Annotated in this window: 13 protein-coding genes; 6 read left to right on the top strand and 7 right to left on the bottom strand. The window is 51.5% G+C overall.

Annotation, left to right across the window (positions count from 1 at the left end; all coding sequences use genetic code 11):
* Positions 1-17 precede the first annotated feature (17 nt).
* The 4 genes from ccoO to KOI40_RS09850 all read right to left on the bottom strand — a co-directional run bounded on the left by ccoO (position 18) and on the right by KOI40_RS09850 (position 4,872).
* Positions 18-629 carry a cytochrome-c oxidase, cbb3-type subunit II gene (gene ccoO / locus KOI40_RS09865; protein WP_216097348.1) on the bottom strand — a complete coding sequence of 204 codons (612 nt, stop codon included), beginning with the start codon at positions 627-629 and terminating at the stop codon, positions 18-20.
* Between the two features lie 12 nt (positions 630-641).
* Positions 642-2,084, bottom strand: a complete 1,443-nt coding sequence (ccoN, locus tag KOI40_RS09860) for a cytochrome-c oxidase, cbb3-type subunit I (protein WP_216097347.1) — start codon at positions 2,082-2,084, stop codon at positions 642-644.
* A 259-nt stretch (positions 2,085-2,343) separates the two neighbouring features.
* Positions 2,344-3,567 (bottom strand): argininosuccinate synthase, encoded by a 1,224-nt coding sequence (locus tag KOI40_RS09855; protein ID WP_216097346.1) that lies wholly within the window; start codon positions 3,565-3,567, stop codon positions 2,344-2,346.
* A gap of 243 nt (positions 3,568-3,810) precedes the next feature.
* Entirely contained in the window at positions 3,811-4,872 is a 1,062-nt protein-coding gene (locus tag KOI40_RS09850; RefSeq protein ID WP_216097345.1) for a flagellar protein MotY, read from the bottom strand.
* A 232-nt stretch (positions 4,873-5,104) separates the two neighbouring features.
* Between KOI40_RS09850 and pyrC the strand changes: the two genes are divergently transcribed.
* Genes pyrC through KOI40_RS09835 form a run of 3 tightly spaced genes read left to right on the top strand, consistent with a single transcriptional unit; the run spans position 5,105 to position 7,304 of the window.
* Positions 5,105-6,148, top strand: a complete 1,044-nt coding sequence (pyrC, locus tag KOI40_RS09845) for a dihydroorotase (RefSeq protein ID WP_216097344.1) — start codon at positions 5,105-5,107, stop codon at positions 6,146-6,148.
* 20 nt (positions 6,149-6,168) lie between these two features.
* Positions 6,169-6,834, top strand: a complete 666-nt coding sequence (rnt, locus tag KOI40_RS09840; RefSeq protein ID WP_233710189.1) for a ribonuclease T — start codon at positions 6,169-6,171, stop codon at positions 6,832-6,834.
* A gap of 38 nt (positions 6,835-6,872) precedes the next feature.
* On the top strand, positions 6,873-7,304 hold the full coding sequence (locus KOI40_RS09835; RefSeq protein WP_216097343.1) for a thioesterase family protein: 432 nt from the start codon (positions 6,873-6,875) through the stop codon (positions 7,302-7,304).
* A gap of 121 nt (positions 7,305-7,425) precedes the next feature.
* Here the strand turns inward: KOI40_RS09835 and KOI40_RS09830 are convergent, their stop codons facing one another.
* On the bottom strand, positions 7,426-8,031 hold the full coding sequence (locus KOI40_RS09830; protein WP_216097342.1) for a peroxiredoxin: 606 nt from the start codon (positions 8,029-8,031) through the stop codon (positions 7,426-7,428).
* Positions 8,032-8,475: 444 nt separating this feature from the next.
* Here KOI40_RS09830 and KOI40_RS09825 point away from each other — a divergent pair, with 444 nt between their 5' ends.
* Together KOI40_RS09825 and KOI40_RS09820 are read left to right on the top strand one after the other, a co-directional pair.
* Positions 8,476-8,685 (top strand): bacterioferritin-associated ferredoxin, encoded by a 210-nt coding sequence (locus KOI40_RS09825; protein ID WP_216097558.1) that lies wholly within the window; start codon positions 8,476-8,478, stop codon positions 8,683-8,685.
* Between the two features lie 269 nt (positions 8,686-8,954).
* Positions 8,955-10,229, top strand: a complete 1,275-nt coding sequence (locus KOI40_RS09820) for an aspartate aminotransferase type Ic (RefSeq protein ID WP_216097341.1) — start codon at positions 8,955-8,957, stop codon at positions 10,227-10,229.
* 98 nt (positions 10,230-10,327) lie between these two features.
* On the opposite strand, the gene KOI40_RS09815 is transcribed toward KOI40_RS09820, so the two are convergent.
* A complete protein-coding gene (locus tag KOI40_RS09815; RefSeq protein WP_216097340.1) occupies positions 10,328-10,891 on the bottom strand; it encodes a hypothetical protein in 564 nt (187 codons plus the stop codon).
* 323 nt (positions 10,892-11,214) lie between these two features.
* On the opposite strand from KOI40_RS09815, the gene KOI40_RS09810 reads away from it, so the two are divergent.
* The gene (locus KOI40_RS09810) at positions 11,215-12,693 is read left to right on the top strand and encodes a protein adenylyltransferase SelO (protein ID WP_216097339.1); all 1,479 of its coding nucleotides are present in this window, start codon (positions 11,215-11,217) and stop codon (positions 12,691-12,693) included.
* A 29-nt stretch (positions 12,694-12,722) separates the two neighbouring features.
* Here KOI40_RS09810 and KOI40_RS09805 read toward each other — a convergent pair whose 3' ends face one another.
* Positions 12,723-15,275 carry a DOMON domain-containing protein gene (locus tag KOI40_RS09805; RefSeq protein ID WP_216097338.1) on the bottom strand — a complete coding sequence of 851 codons (2,553 nt, stop codon included), beginning with the start codon at positions 15,273-15,275 and terminating at the stop codon, positions 12,723-12,725.
* Between the last annotated feature and the right edge of the window lie 257 nt (positions 15,276-15,532).

Genomic DNA, 15,532 nt, shown 5'->3' with positions numbered 1-15,532 from the left:
GATGGAGCCTCAAACTCTTAACGTTTTTGCTGGAGCAATGTACCCAGCTGCTGCAGGTAAGCGACCAGGGCGTCCATCTCGGTGACACCTTTCACAGCTTCTTCAGCACCGGCGATATCCTCATCAGTATAAGGAACACCGACTGAACGCAGGGCAGCCATTTTCTTACCAGTGTCTTTACCGTCCAGCACGTTATCAAACAACCACGGGAACTCAGGCATGTTTGATTCTGGAACAACGTTACGCGGGTTGTACAAGTGAGCCTTGTGCCACTCATCGGAGTAACGACCACCGACACGGGCAAGATCAGGACCGGTACGCTTGGAACCCCACAGGAACGGGTGATCGTAGACGGACTCGCCCGCTACTGAATAGTGGCCGTAACGCTCAACCTCAGCACGCAGAGGACGAATCATCTGGGTGTGACACACGTGACAACCCTCGCGGATGTAGATGTCGCGACCTTCCAGCTCAACAGCATTCCAGGGCTTCAAACCTTCAACAGGCTCAGTGGTCTCCTTCAGGAAGAACTGAGGCACAATCTCAACCAGGCCACCAAAGCTGATCGCGACCACGACCAGCACAACCATCAGGCCAATATTCTTTTCTACTATGTCATGATTTTTCACAGTCGCTTCTCCTTAGGCCGTTTGCGGCTGCGCGTCAGTGGCTTCGTCTTCTGACGATGCCATGGTTCTGTAAGTGTTGTAAGCCATCAGCAGCATACCTGTCAGGAAGAAGGCACCACCGATAGCACGCACGAGATAACCGTGGTGGCTGGCTGCAACCGATTCGGCAAAGCTGTAAGTCAGAGTGCCGTCGGAGTTAAACGCACGCCACATCAAACCTTGCATAATACCGTTCACCCACATCGCCGCGATGTACAGAACAGTGCCGATGGTCGCCAACCAGAAGTGAGCGTTAATCAGCTTCACGCTCCACATGGTTTTGCGGCCACTCAAAATTGGCAGCAGGTGATAAATTGCACCGATGGAAATCATCGCAACCCAACCCAAAGCACCGGAGTGTACGTGACCAACGGTCCAGTCGGTGTTGTGAGACAAAGCGTTAACGGTCTTAATCGCCATCATCGGACCTTCAAAGGTCGACATACCGTAGAAAGACAGGGAAACCACCAGGAAGCGCAAGGTAGGGTCGGTGCGCAGCTTATGCCAAGCGCCGGAGAGCGTCATGATACCGTTGATCATACCACCCCAGCTTGGTGCCAGCAGGATCAGGGACATCACCATACCCAGACTCTGGGTCCAGTCTGGCAGAGCAGAGTAATGCAGGTGGTGAGAACCGGCCCAGATGTACAAGCTGATCAGCGCCCAGAAGTGAACAATGGACAACTGGTAGGAGTAAACAGGACGGCCGGCCTGCTTAGGCACGAAGTAGTACATCATACCCAGGAAGCCAGCGGTCAGGTAGAAACCTACCGCATTGTGACCATACCACCACTGAATCATCGCATCCATGGCACCGGAGTACATGGAGTAAGACTTGGTCAGAGTCACTGGTACTGACATGCTGTTCACTACGTGAAGCAGAGCAATGGTCACAATGAAAGCGCCGTAGAACCAGTTCGCCACATAGATGTGGGAAGTTGTACGCTTAACAATCGTACCGAAGAACACGATCGCGTAAGACACCCAAACCAGAGTAATCAAAATATCAATCGGCCACTCCAGCTCAGCGTACTCTTTGGCGGAAGTCATGCCCAGAGGCAGAGTAATCACGGCCAGTACGATCACCAGCTGCCAGCCCCAGAAGGTGAATGGCACCAAAAAACCGCCAAACAATGGCGCACGACAGGTTCTCTGAACCACGTAGTATGAGGTAGCAAACAAGGCACAGCCACCAAACGCGAAAATCACCGCATTGGTGTGCAGCGGACGCAAACGCCCAAAGTGCGTATATGGCTGCAAAATGTTGTTCAACTCCGGCCAGACAAGCTGGGAAGCGATGAGCACACCGATAGCCATCCCAACCACGCCCCAAACGACGGTCATAATGGCAAATTGGCGTACTATATTGTAGTCATATGCAGGCTGCTCTCCAGCCGCTGCCAGGTTACTACTCATAGTGACAATCCTAATTGGTTTTGATTTAGTAAGGAGGTTAAATTCTCGCCAGGCCCCGACATCGCTTTGGCAAGCCAAGCATCCTGCCTGTCCTCTTGCGAAACGAATTTGATGTCAATCAAATCCGCATCGATTAGCGGTCTTCAGCGTCGACAAATATCTTCAAAGTGTAGGTCATTGAGCAATTTTTGCGCTCATCCCGACCTCTACCAGGTATTTGCGACACTATTCAGGATTCAGGGGCCTTTCTGTTAAACGGTTATTTCAGATCCCGACCTTTGCCAGCAGCAATGCGCAAGCGCAGTGCATTGAGCTTGATAAAGCCCGCTGCGTCTTTCTGGTCATAAGCTCCGGCATCGTCTTCGAAAGTCGCAACTTTTTCATCGAACAAGCTGTCTTCGGAGCGACGGCCAACAGCGGTCACGGAACCTTTATACAATTTCACGCGCACATCGCCGTTAACACACTTCTGAGACTCATCGATAGCAGCCTGCAGCATTTTGCGCTCAGGGCTCCACCAGTAGCCGTTGTAAACCATCTTCGCGTATTTAGGCATCAGTTCATCTTTCAGATGCGCAGCTTCACGGTCCAGGGTCAGGGATTCAATTGCACGGTGAGCCTTCATCATCACGGTGCCGGCGGGAGTTTCGTAGCAACCACGGGACTTCATACCCACATAACGGTTCTCAACAATGTCCAGACGACCCACACCGTTTTCACCGGCAACCTTGTTAAGGTACTCCATAACGGTTGCAGGACTCATGGCTTCACCGTCGATAGCAACGATATCGCCCTTCTCGTAGGTCAGCACCAGGTAAGTTGGCTCATCAGGAGCCTGTTCCGGTGCCACGGTCCAGCGCCACATTTCCGGATCTTCCGCTTCCCACCAGGGATCTTCCAGATTGCCGCCTTCATAAGAGATATGAAGCAGGTTGGCATCCATGGAGTATGGAGACTTTTTCTTGCTGCTGGCAAAATCCACAGGAATTTTACGGTCTTCACAGTATTTCATCAGGGTTTCGCGGGAAGTCAGATCCCACTCACGCCAGGGCGCAATCACCTGAATACCGGGCATCAGCGCGTAGGCGCCGAGTTCGAAACGCACCTGATCGTTACCCTTGCCGGTCGCACCGTGGGAAATGGCATCAGCACCGGTCTCTTTGGCAATTTCAATCAATCGCTTGGCAATCAGAGGACGCGCAATGGAGGTACCCAGCAGGTACTCGCCTTCATAGATAGCGTTGGCACGAAACATTGGGAAAACAAAGTCGCGGGCAAACTCTTCACGTAAATCATCGATGTAGATTTCTTTCACACCCATAGCCTGAGCTTTGGCGCGTGCAGGCTCAACTTCTTCGCCTTGCCCGATGTCTGCGGTAAAGGTCACAACTTCGCAGTTGTAGGTTTCCTGCAGCCATTTGACAATCACAGAGGTATCCAGACCTCCAGAGTAGGCCAATACGACTTTATTCACGGACGACATATACATCTCCCACGCAATCACGGTGTAATTTGTGTTTCCTGTAAGGATCTGTCAGTAATACAGGAAATTTTGGGCGCGAATTGTAGCTCTAATCACCCACAAAGCCCAGCTAAATGCAGGGGTATTCATGCTAATCAAGGGGACTATTGAGTGAAATTGTAGTTTGCCATTTGCTTTTTGCGCAAATGATGAACAGTTTGAAGAGAGAACGACCGGACAGATTCAGCCTGCCTGCAGGCTTTCTCAGAAAGATGACACAGATGCCAGAGATGGCTCGCTGGCCGTGCCCTCTTTTTGAGAATGCTGGCCTGGCTCTTCGCCAGAAGGCTTGCCATTCATAACCGGAGCGGATGAAAGCGTTTCAGTGTCGAGGGATTCGACATCATTTTTCTCAATCTGGGGCGGCAAAGTTTCAACATAGCCGACCTTTTCTATGCGGATGGTCACCCGACGATTTTGATCGCGCCCCTGAACATTGCGATTAGTTGCCACCGGATAGCGCTCTCCATGCCAGCGAGTGGTGATTTTTTCGGCAGACACGCCCCTTTCCACCAGCAACGCGACGACAACTTCCGCTCGCCGCCGAGATAATTCGAGATTATCACTGCGATGACCGGCGCTGTCGGTGTGCCCGTCCACATAGAAGGAACCCACACGATCATCGGCATTGACGTAAAGCGCAATATTATCAAGTTTGGTGATCTCACCTGGCTTCAATTCGTCGCTGCCACTGGGAAAGTAGATGGCTGTGCGGCGAATCTGCTCAAAATTCACTGGCAGCAAGTCAGCCAGGCACTCCTGATACTTGTGGTAAGCCTGCCGAAAATTCACCGGACTCAATACCACCTGAGCCGACTGCTCCGCCCCGTACCAGGGCATACGGGTGAAGGACAGCTCTTGCCCCGCCAACAGCTCCGAAAGCAAGCGCTGAAACACAGCCCCCTTTACGGTTACTGGCCGCTCCCCCTGAGAAATGGTCACCCACCCCATTTCCTTGGTTTGGCCATTGGGCTTCCAGACCGGCGGTGCCGACATCAGGGCAGCCTTTCCCGGCTTTAGTCTGGGTGTGCCAGGAACCAGATGGAACTGCGCCGCCTCTCCCGCCTCCTGCTCAAACACGGCATAGCCATAATAAGGAACCTCGTGACTCATGCGGCAATCGTAAATCGAGCTGTCCACTAACCAACTGGCATCATCCAGGCCCGCTTTGAAAGCACCTGATGCTGCGACCACCAGCGGCTGCAATGCCAGCATCAATAGCGCCATCCACTGCATCCCCCTGCGAAAACCTCCACACCCACTCATGCCCGGCCATCCGAATTCAATTTACCCATGTTATCCTAGGCTATCGGCCTCCCAAGCCTGTGCTTTAACGCCGTTTTTCGGTAGGATGCGCGACCAACTTTGAGCAGTTCCTGATCAAGACAGCAACTGTTCCGCCCGCAACCATTGATATAACCGCTGTTTTTTGCGATTTGTACGATTTTCAGACCTTTTCGCATCAGATTCAGCCCATTTCGCCTGTCAGGAGCCTTTCATGACCCAGAGCCCATCCACCATCACCCTTCTGCGTCCCGATGACTGGCATATTCACCTGCGCGATGGCGAGGCCCTGAAAAGCACTGTCCCGGATGCCGCAAAGACCTTTGGCCGCGCCATTATCATGCCAAACCTGGTCCCACCGGTGATGACTGCCGAGCAAGCTCTCGACTACAAGGCCCGCATTCAGGCCCACTGTCCCGAAGCCGCCAGCTTTACCCCTCTGATGGTGATTTATCTGACAGACAACACCACGCCTGAGCAAATCGCAGAAGCCAAGAAAGCCGGTGTTGTTGCCTGCAAACTCTACCCAGCCGGCGCAACCACCAACTCCGCTTCTGGCGTAACCGACCTGAAAAAAGTCTATCCGGCTCTGGAAGCCATGCAGGAACACGACATACGTTTTCTTATGCACGGTGAAGTGACAGACAGTGACATTGATATTTTCGACCGGGAGAAAGCCTTTATTGACCGCACTCTGGTCAATCTGGAAAGCCAGTTTCCGGAACTGAAAATGGTGCTCGAACACATTACTACCAAAGATGCTGCCGACTTTGTAGCCTCGGCCAGTGACCACGTGGCGGCCACCATCACCGCACACCACTTGCTGTTCAACCGCAACCACATGCTGGCAGGTGGTATTCGTCCACATTACTACTGTCTGCCTATCCTGAAGCGCAATATCCATCAGGAAGCTCTGATTCAGGCCGCCACCAGCGGCAGCCCCAAGTTCTTCCTGGGCACTGACTCAGCACCACACACCAAAGACAAGAAAGAAGCGGCCTGCGGCTGCGCTGGTGCCTATACCGCATACCACGGCATTGAGCTCTACGCTCAGGCATTCGACAACGCCAACGCATTGGACAAGCTGGAAAACTTTGCCAGCTGTTTTGGGCCGGACTTTTACGGTTTGCCTCGCAACACCGACACGATTACCCTGTCAAAAACCGACTGGCAGGTGCCTGACACCCTTCCTCTGGGTGATGACGTACTCGCACCGCTGCTTGCCGGCGAAACTATCCACTGGAAGCGCACTGCTTAAGGACCCACTCTGTGACCATTCTGGAACCCGTTGTCGAGACCGATGCCGACACCACCAAGTCCCCACTGGCTCAGCGCTTTCGCGGCTTTTTGCCCGTCATTGTTGATGTTGAAACCGGCGGCTTCAACAGTGACACCGATGCTCTTTTGGAAATCGCCGCGGTCACCCTCAGAATGGATGATGACGGCCAGCTGCATCGCCATGAAACTTTCGATTTTCACATCGACCCATTTGAAGGTGCCAATATTGAGCAGTCGGCCCTGGACTTCACCGGTATTGACCTGGAGTGTCCAGAGCGCCCCGCCATGCCGGAGATGATGGCCCTGCCAGAGCTGTTTCAACACATTCGCAAAGCCGTTAAGGAACACGGTTGCACCCGTGCGGTCATGGTTGCCCACAACGCTCACTTTGACCTGGGATTCGTCAATGCTGCAGCCAATCGCTGCGAAATCAAGCGAAATCCGTTTCATCCGTTCAGCTGCTTTGATACCGCCACCCTGAGCGGTCTCGCTTTCGGCCAGACTGTGCTGGCCAAGACCTGCCAGATCGCCGGTATCGAATTCTCAAACAGCGAAGCACACACCGCAGCCTACGACGCCGAGAAAACGGCCGACCTGTTCTGCCTGATCGTCAATCGCTGGAAACAACTGGGCGGCTGGCCCCTGATCGACGCCCCGGCCAGCTAGCACTGGCCAATCCGACCGACGACCCCAAGAGGTATTGTATGGCACGCGTCACCCTGGAGCTCCCAGACAACTTTATCTACAAGACCCGCATGCAGGTACGTTACACCGACCTGAATACCGGTGGTCATGTGGGTAACGACCAGATGATCTCACTCATCTCATCGGCTCGTTACAGCTTCTTTCAGCACCTGAACGTCAATCTTGAAAACATCGACAATCACCGGATCGTAGTCACAGACCTTGTGACCTCTTACCGCGCCGAAAGCTTTGCGGAAGAACACCTGAACTTCGAACTGGGGTTTATGGATTTCAACAAATACGGTGCCGACATCATATTTCGGGTTACCAAAGACGATGACACACTCGTCACACTGGCCAAGACAGGCTTTGTCTTTATGAACCAGGCGAACAAGGTTGCCCCTATTCCCCCGGGCTTCCTGAACCTGCTGCCAGAATCTGTTCGCCCCTGACTCTTCAGCGCCCCGACTACCCGGCCCGCCCAACAAGCAGACATAAAAAAACCACCTTGCGGTGGTTTTTTTAACTCCGACCGCCTAAACGATCGGAATTACGAGCCTTAACTGAAAGCTCTTACAGCTTGTCAGCGTTCTCGCTCAGGTAAGCAGCAACGCCGTCTGGAGATGCGTCCATACCTTTGTCACCTTCTTTCCAACCGGCAGGACATACTTCGCCGTGCTCCTGGTGGAAAGCCAGAGCGTCAACCATACGCAGCATTTCGTCAACGTTACGGCCCAGAGGCAGATCGTTAACAACCTGGTGACGAACAACACCGTCTTCGTCGATCAGGAAAGAACCGCGGAAAGCAACACCAGCATCAGCGAACTCAACGTCGTATGCCTGGCAGATTTCGTGCTTGGTATCAGCAACCAAAGTGTAACGAACAGGACCGATACCACCTTCGTTAACTGGAGTGTTACGCCATGCGTTGTGGCTGAACTGGGAATCGATAGAAACACCGATTACTTCAACACCGCGCTTCTGGAACTCTTCAATGCGGTGGTCAAATGCCAACAGCTCTGAAGGACATACAAAAGTGAAGTCCAGTGGGTAGAAAAACAGAACCGCTTTTTTACCTTTGATGGCTTCAGACAGAGTAAATGCGTCAACGATTTCGCCACTGCCCAGTACAGCTGCTGCGGTAAAGTCTGGTGCTGGCTTGCTAACTAATACGCCCATGATAAATCTCCCTTCATTATAAGAGCATTACAGATACGGTAAGTAACCTTAGCAGCAGTCAGAAAAACTGCTACTGATAAATTCGGCCAGAGAGTAAATGGTGCCGATCAAGTGAAATTCAACACTAAAAGGAATAAAAAGTACTAAATCACAACCTATGAAGAGCATATCTCTCAATAGCTGGTAACTATAATACACAGCACAAACTCCCTGTCCCATTAATTTTTTATATCGCTCTGATTACAGCCAGCCCTCTTCGATACACCACACAGGATTGTTCAAATGCGCACCAGACAGAGTGCAACTCACCCAATGCAAAACTTAATGGGAAGCGGTCTCAATTGTTGTTGACAACAATTCTCGTTAGCACTAATATTGAGACATTACTGAACACTATTGACCTGATAGCCAGCACCAACGGTGCTTAACAGTGAGTTTAACGCCATGTACGTTTGTCTCTGCAAGGGTATTACCGATAATCAAATCAAAGATGCAGTCTTTGGTGGCGCTTCCAGTTTGCGTGAAGTTCGCAAGCAGCTCGGTGTTATGAGCCAGTGCGGCAAATGTGGCATTATGACCAAACAGATCGTTGAAGAAACCCTGTCTGCTCCAACCGCTCAGGAACAGGAAAACCTGTTTTACGCCGTCAACTGATCGACTGGCTGCTCCTCTCTGCAACAGGCCTTCCGGCCCTGCCGGGACCATCCCAGAGCGCATTACCCTCTTCCGTGCGATTTCCCTCAAGTCCCGCAAACCGCCTCGAAGATTCACACATTTCCGGTTAAAAGCCCACTACTGTCCGTGTTTGCCGCTATCAATCAGGCGAAAAGATTTTTCTATAAGCCATAGTAGCTGTATAATTTGCGCCGTTTTCTGTCCGCCAATGCCCCTTCTGGGATTGGCACATCTTGAGGAATAAAACCTTGCAATTGGATCAAGCCACTCCGGAACAACTTCGTCAATGGGAAGCAGAACTGACCACAAGTTATCAGGATCTGCAGAATCTCTCTCTCAATCTGGACCTCACCCGCGGCAAGCCTTCCGCTGAACAGCTCAGCCTGTCTGATAAGCTGGACGGCATCCTGAACGGCAACTACACCGCAGCCGACGGCACCGATGTCCGCAACTACGGTGGTCTGGACGGTATTGAAGACGCCAAACAGCTGGGCGCACGAATTCTCCAGGTTGCCCCCAATGAAGTCTTGGCCGGTGGCAACAGCAGCCTGACCCTGATGTTTCAAGCCGCCTCTTTTGCCTATGAATTTGGCCTCAATGGCGCAGACAGCGCCTGGAAAAACCTGAGTGAGCCCAAGTTTATCTGCCCGGTTCCCGGTTATGACCGCCACTACACTGTCTGTGAGCAGTTGGGCATCAAGATGATTACCGTTCCCATGCTGTCTACCGGACCGGATATGGACAAGGTCGAAGCTTTGATCAAAGCAGACTCGGACATTGTCGGCATGTGGTGTGTACCCAAGTACTCCAACCCTACCGGGGTTGTCTACAGTGACGAAACTGTGTCCCGAATCGCTCAGCTGGGCAAGATTGCCAACCCGGCGTTCCGTGTATTCTGGGATAACGCCTACGCAGTGCATGACCTGGTCGAAAATCCTCCTGCTCTGACCAACATCGCCGATGTTTGTCGTCAGCAAGGCACCGAAGACAGCGTGCTGCAGTTTGCTTCAACCTCGAAGATTACCCATGCCGGTGCCGGCGTTGCCTTTATGGGTGGCTCTGCAGCCAACCTGGCAGGTTTCAAAAGTGCTCTGGGCACCTGCACGATTGGCCCCGACAAGGTGAATCAGCTGCGCCACGCCCTGTTTCTTCCGGATGACGCTGCATTGGCCGCGCACATGAAGAAGCACGCAGACATCATTCAGCCTCGATTTAACTGCGTTCTGGAAAACCTTGAAAACGCTTTTTCTGGTACTGACCTAGGTGCCTGGGAAACGCCTGTTGGCGGGTACTTCATTTCTTTCGACACCCAGCCTGGCTGCGCTAAAGCAGTGGTTAAACTGGCGGCTGAAGCTGGCGTTAAGCTGACTCCGGCCGGTGCCACCTTCCCGTATGGCAACGACCCTGAAGACCGTAACATCCGCCTTGCTCCGACAGTTCCAAGCGTCGAAGAAGTGGATCAGGCCATGAAGGTGTTTGAGGTGTGTGTAAAACTGGCATCCGTCAGGGCCAGGCTCGCCTGAGTCCGACAGCGGACTGCATACTAAAACGGCCGCAATAGCGGCCGTTTTTTATGGATATGGCAAAACGAAAATCGACTGGTTTAAGAAAGACACTGCCATTAAGTGATCGCATCCATCCGCTGCACAATCACCCGCTGAATGCCCTGCACCTCAAGCATTGAGAGACGATTCTGTAACTTATCCAGATGAATACAGTGCAAATGAAGGCAGGGTGTTTTTGCCTCAAGCTCGCGCAGATCCCCTTTTTTCAGTACGGGGAGCAATGGTTTATTACCGGGACGTCGCTGATTAATCACCCGTAAACCCACATGCAAGGGCACAGCCCGATAACGGGTTTTCTCGCCCTTGAAAGGAATCAGTAAATAAAGTCCTTCTTTACCGATCATATCCCCGGCGATGATATTCAATCCTGTAGGTGCCACCGCATTTTCCGGAATGCCATGAAACACATCATGACTGGCATAAGGATTGGGCAAGATCACCAGATGGTGTCCCTCCTCCTTGGGGAAGAAAATATTGTAGTTGGTATACAGCTGGGAGACAGATTCAGAAAATACGCATAATTTGTTTTCAAAACCCATCACAAAATCTATCGCTCTCTGACGCTGGCTGAACGAATCCAGCTCCCAGATCAAATCGCTGTTCTCTACTGCCAGTTCCACATTCACCCCTCATTTTTGATAATGGAACAGACAACATTGACTATTCCACCCCACTATTGGTTATAACTCTTTAAACAATAAGGCAAAGCAGATTAAAAATTAGGTTATAACTCAAAAAATAAGTGTAGTAGGCTCACTGATATTCGTCAGAATTTTTTACACTTTGACTGACAACAGCTCATAACATTTTGAGGCAATTGCGAAGAATCAGGGGCCGCTTAACTTCAAACCATCAATCGGTTAACAGGGCCAGTGAAACGCGTACAATGACCAGATAAATATTCTCTCTGCCTTTGCAGTTCCTGATGGTAAGTAGTCCTTATATGACCTCGATTCTCAACAAGCTCGCATTCCATAACAGCTTTTCCAGTCTTGACGATGTTTTTTTCAGTTGGGTGAAACCTCAGGGACTATGGGGCGTCCGCCTGGCCCATGCGAATCCGGAGGCCGCACAACTCATTGGCTTGTCACAACAGGATCTGGAAACCGATGAATTTTTGCAGATATTCAGCGGCAATCAGGTTCCTGCCGCCTTTGCCCCCCTGGCCATGGCCTATTCGGGTCACCAATTTGGTGTCTACAACCCACAACTGGGCGATGGCCGGGGGCTGTTGCTCGCCGAAGCCCGACCAGCAAACAGTGAATCAGCAGCCCCTTTTTGGGACATTCATCTGAAAGGGGCCGGGCGCACGCCGTACTCGCGCTTTGGCGACGGCCGAGCGGTTCTGCGCTCCAGTATTCGCGAATACCTCGGCAGTGAAGCCCTGTTCCATCTGGGCGTACCCAGCACACGGGCTCTGGCACTTTTTGCCAGCAAAGAGCCGGTGCAAAGGGAAACCGAAGAGACCGGAGCCTTATTGGTACGCATGAGCCAAAGCCATGTTCGGTTTGGCAGCTTTGAGTTTTTCCACTACACCCGTCAGCCAGAAAAAGTGAAACAGCTGGCCGACTATGTCATCGACAAACACCATCCGGATCTTCCGGATGACGACTCCCGCTATCCCCTGTTTTTACAGCGTGTGGTACTGGCAACCGCCGAGCTGATTGCTCACTGGCAAACCATTGGCTTCACCCACGGCGTGATGAACACCGACAACATGTCGATCATCGGGGAAACCTTTGATTATGGTCCCTATGGTTTTCTGGACGACTATATTCCCAATTTTGTCTGTAATCACTCTGACCATCAGGGACGCTACGCCTATGATCAGCAGCCTGGAATTGGACTGTGGAATCTCAATGCCCTTGCGCATGGCCTGTCCACGTTGATAGACACCGATGACATCAAGCACGCTCTGTCGCTTTACGAACCGCATATCCGTGACTGTTTTGCGACCAAGACCCGTGCAAAACTTGGGTTAACCACAGAGGAAGAGGACGATGTGGTACTCGCCACAGGCTGGCTGCAGCTCTTGCAGGATGAGCGAGCCGATTACACCCGCAGTTATCGCGCGCTCAGCCACTTCTCCCTTACGGGTGACAACAGTGCCTTGCGCGACCAGTTTGTGGATCGCGACTCACTGGATCAGTGGCTGTTACTCTACTCGAAGCGACTGGAGCGAGAGGGCTCTGTGGACGAGAATCGCCGGTCTTTGATGTGTGCCAACAATCCCAAATACATTTTACGCAATTATCTGGCACAAAAAGCCATTGAAGCTGCCGAACAGGACAACGATTTCAGCGAGGTCGATCGCCTTCTCACTTTATTGAAAAAACCTTATGACGAACAACCTGAATTCGAAGCCTATGCCGCAGCCCCTCCCGAATCAGCAAAAGGGCTGGAACTCAGTTGTTCCAGTTAGCGGGAACACAAAAAATTGACCGGCTGCCCTTACAACAAAAAATTAAACTTACGCTCAATTTTTAAGAAGACCTCTCGATTGGTCAGCCCACGCCCGCCCTGCGGGTCATCGTGTTCTTCCCCCAATTTGACCCCGGCCAGTATTTTCCAGTAATTGTCCGGGGTAAAAACGAACGAGTACTCAAGAGAAGCGTCTACCTCGGTAGCCAGAGCCGGCCCTCGCCACAGATCCAGATTGCGTTTGGTTTCATCATGAATGAACAGCAGGCGATGACTGAAGCGCTTGCTCCGGCGGTAGGTTGCTCCCAGCGTATAGAAACGTTCTTGATAAAGCTCACCCCCCGGTATATGAAAATCCCTAAGCACCGCCTCCAGTCGAAACTCAAAATGATCCAAGCGGAATCGAAGCCTGGGTTTATATTCTTTCATGGTCCCGAGAATCAGATTTTCCGGATCTGCAACGTCTCCGTAGCGCCCATCAAAGTTAAAAGTCCACTTGACCGAAGGAGCGACTTCGTAATACCAGATCCAATATTTCTCATCAAATAACGGGGCGTTATCACCCAATTTCAGACTGTTCTGATTAATTCGATTAACGGCTCTTTCCCGAAACGCAGGACCAAAGCGAAAAACCGTCTGCCGCCAGCCGCGAAGCTCTGAAAACAGCGTAAAGGACTCTTCGATGTCTTCGTTGTCAAACGATTTGATTTTTCTGAATACGCCATAGGTTTGCACCCGAGCTTTACCCTCGTTATTCGGCAAGTCGAAGTACCACTTGTGGCCATAGGCAGCGTTAAACAACCGCACATCTGTGCGGCTGGTGAACCCAAGGTCCGCTCGAAAGTCCGGACTGATGTCGTAATAATTCAGCCAGTACAGACTGTTTGGGCCATCGTGCTTGTAATTTAAACGCAACGCATGACCCGTCAGGGTTTTGTCTGCCTGCGTGCGCAAAACATAGGCATTGACCTCACAAGCCCCCAGCAAACAATCCTCTGGCGCAGGCCGTTCAGTACATCCCTCTGCGTTACACAGATCACTGGCAAACCCCGCTGAATAACGAGTGTCGGAAAACAGTAATTGGTATCTGAGTTTATCGTCCAGCCCCAGATTAAACAGGCCGTCTACGCCTCCAACATAATTATGGTAGCCATCCTCGCCCGTTCTCATGGTGCCCAGCAGACCAACCGCCTGCTTGCCGAAAACCTGCTGGTAGCGGGCTGCTGCCGACCGACTGTGCTTTAACAGGGTTGCCGTGTCAGATCCCAGACTATCCGGCACAATGACCCGGGTTTGTCTGTCATTAATCCAGAATAATCCACCGGTTACCTCTTCGGTGGTCTGGGAATAGGAAATCCCAACCTCGGGAGCAATAATATTGCGAGTGTAAACAGCTGGCATGGTGGTGTTATAGAGTTCGCCACCCGTCTGAAAAAAGGTTCTCTTTTCAGGCTGAAACACCTCAAACGGATTATTAATGCTCTCCCTGGCAATGTCCGCCTCCACCTCGGTGAAATTGGGGTTTACTGTAATGGCCAGAGTTTTATCCGTACCAATATGAGCCGAGCCATTGAAACCAGCTTCATTAATGCCGTATTCATCAACCTGTTTGAAACTGCCGCTCAACGAACGCTCTTCATCCGGGTGAAAGATGTAGTACGGCGTTATTTTGAAATTCTGGATTCTTCCATGGTGTTGATCCCCCTCCTGCGCGGCAGCACTCGCCGGAAGAATGTCCTCCACGCCGTCATCTTCTTCAATTAACCCACTCAGAATATAGCCCGAAGTTTCTTCGGTATTCGTCGTCGACTCGACGACGCCATTGCCAGCCATGGATTCGCCCTCTTCAGTGACAATCGCCAGTGCTTTAATCACCTGGATGGGCTTTGCATAGCTAGTGTCGACACTGCGGGGGTATGAACGCTTGAGCATGATCAACCAGCGCTTGTCACTATTGGCCTTGCGAGCAGGAAATTTAATGGACTGTAGAGGGATGGCTATTTCTGCTGAGTAGCCCTCATTATTGAGATATGCCGCGCCAGTCCATTCAGTATCCCAATCATAAATGTAACGGTCACTCACGGTATCCTGAAGAACATCGGTCAGCGTGCCATGAGGATTGATTCTGAACTCATATTGCTTGGTAGCGGATCCCGTGGGATCTATCACCAATGACACATAATCGTCTTCTTTTACACCATCACGGGTTCGCGGAGCAGACCGTATTTTTGTGACATCAGGATCGAAGGCCCGAAATGCAATAAATACATGGGTTGAAGAGATGGCAATATACGCATCCGTTTTGATATTCGCCTTGGCAAATCGCGTTGGATACATTTCGAGGTCGATTAAAAAGTGCTGGGCCTGCCGCCAATAGTCTTCTTGCAACTTGCCATCCAATACCGGTCGACCCTCGGTTTTTTTAAATGTGACAAGCTGAATATTCAAATCATTTGCAACGGACACATCCGCCGAAGGAATATCAGTCTCAGGCCCCAGATCCTCACTTTCTACACCAAACCCCCAGCTCAGGGAGATGTCAGTTAAGGCCAGCCAAAAGGCAGAACACCTCAACCATTTCAACGTCTGAATCCGTAAGGCACTCTTCAACAGTAGATCCCCTTGCTACCAACAGTGCGACTGAATACGGAACACGGCTCCACCAGCCTACAGCCATGCAATTTTTTGCCTGATTTGAACTTAGTTGAAGTTTCAGAGACTGTCTATTTGGAGGAGCCTACAGCTGGGTGAAGCCAGACAGAATGTCTGTCACAAAAGGAAGTAAAGAAGAAACGTACCCGTGCTGTTTACACGGGTTGCCGATTATCCGGATGACCCAC

Source organism: Pseudomaricurvus albidus (assembly GCF_018863235.1).
In the GTDB taxonomy this organism is placed as follows: Bacteria; Pseudomonadota; Gammaproteobacteria; order Pseudomonadales; family Cellvibrionaceae; genus Pseudomaricurvus; species Pseudomaricurvus albidus.
This window is presented reverse-complemented; position numbering and strand designations above follow the sequence as displayed.

Excerpts from the sequence above, each read along its gene's own strand:
- ccoN (WP_216097347.1), bottom strand. The coding sequence starts at position 2,084 with ATGAGTAGTAACCTGGCAGCGGCTGGAGAGCAGCCTGCATATGACTAC.
- KOI40_RS09855 (WP_216097346.1), bottom strand. The coding sequence starts at position 3,567 with ATGTCGTCCGTGAATAAAGTCGTATTGGCCTACTCTGGAGGTCTGGAT.
- KOI40_RS09850 (WP_216097345.1), bottom strand. The coding sequence starts at position 4,872 with ATGAGTGGGTGTGGAGGTTTTCGCAGGGGGATGCAGTGGATGGCGCTA.
- pyrC (WP_216097344.1), top strand. The coding sequence starts at position 5,105 with ATGACCCAGAGCCCATCCACCATCACCCTTCTGCGTCCCGATGACTGG.
- KOI40_RS09835 (WP_216097343.1), top strand. The coding sequence starts at position 6,873 with ATGGCACGCGTCACCCTGGAGCTCCCAGACAACTTTATCTACAAGACC.
- KOI40_RS09830 (WP_216097342.1), bottom strand. The coding sequence starts at position 8,031 with ATGGGCGTATTAGTTAGCAAGCCAGCACCAGACTTTACCGCAGCAGCT.
- KOI40_RS09825 (WP_216097558.1), top strand. The coding sequence starts at position 8,476 with ATGTACGTTTGTCTCTGCAAGGGTATTACCGATAATCAAATCAAAGAT.
- KOI40_RS09810 (WP_216097339.1), top strand. The coding sequence starts at position 11,215 with ATGACCTCGATTCTCAACAAGCTCGCATTCCATAACAGCTTTTCCAGT.